This window comes from Microcystis sp. M53603_WE2 (assembly GCF_030065435.1).
Genome location: NZ_JASJFF010000226.1, coordinates 1 through 3,112, shown reverse-complemented (window position 1 = coordinate 3,112; position 3,112 = coordinate 1). Strand labels below are relative to the sequence as shown.

The window sequence follows — 3,112 nt, the reverse complement described above, 5'->3', positions numbered from 1 at the left end:
ACCACGCGTGGATGATAGTTTGACGGAGATAGCGTAAACGCTCGATATTGGCACTAGGACAGCTAATTTCCGCTTGCCAGTTGGGATAATTACCGTAGAGTTTGACTTGATCGATAGTCTGACCGGCGTGAGCATGACGCAATTCTGGGGGGCGATCGGCGGTTAGAATTAATAAAGGGACATGACTTTCTTTTGCTTCAATGACTGCGGGATAAAAATTAGCCGTGGCGGTCCCGGAAGTGCAGACTAAAACCACCGGTTGATATAATTGTTTGGCTAATCCCAGGGCAAAAAAAGCGGCCGAGCGCTCGTCTAAGATGGGAATAGCTTCAATCTGAGGATGTCTTGCCAAGGCTATCGTTAAAGGAGTCGATCGCGATCCGGGAGAAACCACCCCTATCTTCAATCCCAAACGGGCCAATGTTTCGACTAAAATAGAACCCCAAAGTGTATTAAGATTGCGAAAATCGATCGACATTTATCAGTTCAGTGCAAAGGTTAGGGAACAATAAGATAAATTTAACATTGGCTGGAACCGGCCAAGAATAAGTTATTCCTAAGTCAGCGATGCAGAAGTTACTAAAAGAGAGCGAAGGCAATTAGTCCCTACAATAATATTATTGCGCCAATGGTAGGGGCGCATCGCGTACGGACAAAATGTCCTATAGATATTTCGACCAAATTGAGATGCACCCAGTTTTCAAGTTCCCTATAGCTAAAGCAAACTAACATCAATAGGTTTTGAAAATTTTCCCTTATGATCCTGATTACAGACCAAATTTACCAGCGTATTTTCACCCACGCAGAATCCACCTATCCCGAAGAATGTTGTGGGTTACTCTTGGGAAAAATTACCGAAACAGCAGCCCAAGTGATCACCGTGCAAACCACAGAAAATAACTGGTCAGGTAATAGGAAAAACCGCTTTAGTATTGCGCCAGAAGTGCTTTTACAAGCTCAAAAATCGGCGCGGGAAAACCAGCTAGAAATTATTGGTATCTATCATTCCCATCCCGATCATGCCGCCATTCCCTCGGAAATCGATCGCCAATTAGCCTGGTCAGGATATACTTATTTAATTGTCTCCGTAGTTTCAGGACGAGCGATCGATTTACAAGCTTGGCAACTGGACGAAGGCGAACAATTTCAACCGGTAAAAATATTATAGTCTTGTATGACTAGCGCTTCCCCTGCTTTCCACTCACCCACCATCGATTTAATCGGGATAGGTCCCCTGTGGACCGGTTTTAGCCAACCTGGTTTTTCCCCCGATCCTTCCGGGGCAAAAGTGCAGTGCCATGGACGATTATTATGGCTAGGAATAGGTTGCATCCGTGGGACGGAGAAAGCGGTCATAGATAGGGCAATTAGGGATGTTTTTAAGCGTTATCACCTCTCTTTAGCCGCTATTGCCGGTATCGCCACCCTTGACATCAAAGCTAATGAACGGGGTTTAATTGCCTATTGTCAAGAGCAAGGATTGCCACTAAAAACCTTTACTGCTGAGGAGTTGAGAGATATTAATGTCCCCAATCCCTCAGCTATTGTCAACAAGAAAGAAGGAACCCCTAGCGTCGCTGAAGCTGCCGCTTTAAAAATGGGCGATACTTTGCTAGTCAGCAAGCAAATAGAAGCAAAATCGGTGACGGTGGCGGTTTCTTTGGCAGCAAGGGAATATAGAGGATAACAAATCGATGCTTAAACAGGTTTTATTTCTTAGTAATGGTCATGGTGAGGATTTAAATGCTAGTTTAATTCTGGGGGAATTACAAAAAATTCAGCCCCAATTATCTATAGCTGCTTTGCCTTTAGTGGGAGAGGGAAAAGCTTATCAAAAATTGTCAGTACCAATTATTGCCCCCACTGCCACTATGCCATCGGGGGGAATTATTTATACCAATCCTTTGAATTGGATTAAGGATATTGGTGCGGGATTAATTAGTCTAACTATTCAGCAAATTCAGGCAGCTTTTAAAGTTAGCAAGGATTGTGATTTATTGATAGCAGTGGGGGATATCGTGCCGATTGCGATCGCTAGTTTAACCAGTCGTCCCTTTGTGGCTTTTATTGTTTCTACTTCCAGTTATTACGAAGGCACAATTAAATTACCTTTGCTGACAAAATTATGTTTAAGATCGAAGAATTGTTTAAGAGTTTTTACCCGGGATAAATATACAGCAACAGACCTACAAAATCGGGGTATTAAAAAAGCGATTTTTGCTGGTTATCCGATTATGGATGTCTTAACACCAACGGGTAAAGATTTAGAATTAGATCGTCAAATTCCCATGATTGCTTTATTAGCGGGGAGTCGTTTACCCGAAGCTTTGAGTAATTTGGCTTTACAGTTACAAGTCTGTGAGGAAATAGTTAAAATTAAACCGATGCAGTTTCGGGCTGCTATCATTCCTAGTATCAGAGAAACCGACTTAGAAAATTTAGCTAAACAAGAGGGATGGCATTATTTAGGAGCGGGAAAATTAGAGAAAAATGGGGCTTTATTGTGCTGTTATCGTGATGCTTTTGCCGATATTCTACACCATTGTGACGCTTGTTTAGCCATGGCGGGTACAGCAGTAGAACAAGCGGTGGGATTAGGAAAACCCGTCCTACAAATACCCGGATTTGGTCCCCAATTTACCTACCCTTTTGCCGAGGCACAAATGCGCTTATTAGGGGAATCGGTGATAACTATTGGACAGAAACCCACGGAGGTAAATTTATTTAAAAATGCCGCGGTTAAAATTATTGATATTTTGGCAGATTCTCGTTATTTACACAGATGTTTAGAAAATGGCAAAATTAGAGTGGGAGAGTCCGGAGGTAGCAGAAATATTGCCGAGGAAATTTATAGCATTTTTCAAAAGTAATGGCAGAGATAGTTATACTAAATCCGTTGAGTATAGGCTACATATCAGGAGAGGCAATAGATAATCAGTTTTTAATAACCAGATTTAGGATTAAAATAAAATTATTGTACTATCATTACTCCCAGGGATGTTACCAAAATGTCTAACGAAACTGTTACTTATAGTCTTGAATCTGTCCTCAAGGAAATTAAAGACAGCATCAAGGAAGTTAACAAAAAAATCGATACCCTACAAAGAGATGT

Annotated in this window: 4 protein-coding genes and 1 pseudogene; 4 read left to right on the top strand and 1 reads right to left on the bottom strand. The window is 41.6% G+C overall.

Going from position 1 to position 3,112, the window contains the following annotated elements; all coding sequences use genetic code 11:
- Nucleotides 1-478, bottom strand: a 478-nt coding sequence (locus PX481_RS04875; RefSeq protein ID WP_288093836.1) for a thiamine pyrophosphate-binding protein, incomplete at its 3' end; no start/stop codon positions are given.
- Between the two features lie 279 nt (nucleotides 479-757).
- Between PX481_RS04875 and PX481_RS04870 the strand changes: the two genes are divergently transcribed.
- The 4 genes and pseudogenes from PX481_RS04870 to PX481_RS04855 all read left to right on the top strand — a co-directional run.
- Entirely contained in the window at nucleotides 758-1,168 is a 411-nt protein-coding gene (locus tag PX481_RS04870) for a M67 family metallopeptidase (protein ID WP_002756899.1), read from the top strand.
- Nucleotides 1,169-1,174: 6 nt separating this feature from the next.
- Nucleotides 1,175-1,687: a cobalamin biosynthesis protein gene (locus PX481_RS04865; RefSeq protein ID WP_288093834.1), complete on the top strand. Its 513-nt coding sequence runs from the start codon at nucleotides 1,175-1,177 to the stop codon at nucleotides 1,685-1,687.
- Between the two features lie 7 nt (nucleotides 1,688-1,694).
- Complete coding sequence (locus tag PX481_RS04860) at nucleotides 1,695-2,870, top strand: lipid-A-disaccharide synthase-related protein (RefSeq protein WP_002756902.1); 1,176 nt, start codon at nucleotides 1,695-1,697, stop codon at nucleotides 2,868-2,870.
- Between the two features lie 138 nt (nucleotides 2,871-3,008).
- Nucleotides 3,009-3,112 (top strand): annotated as a pseudogene (locus tag PX481_RS04855) (DUF4164 domain-containing protein); the annotation flags it as partial.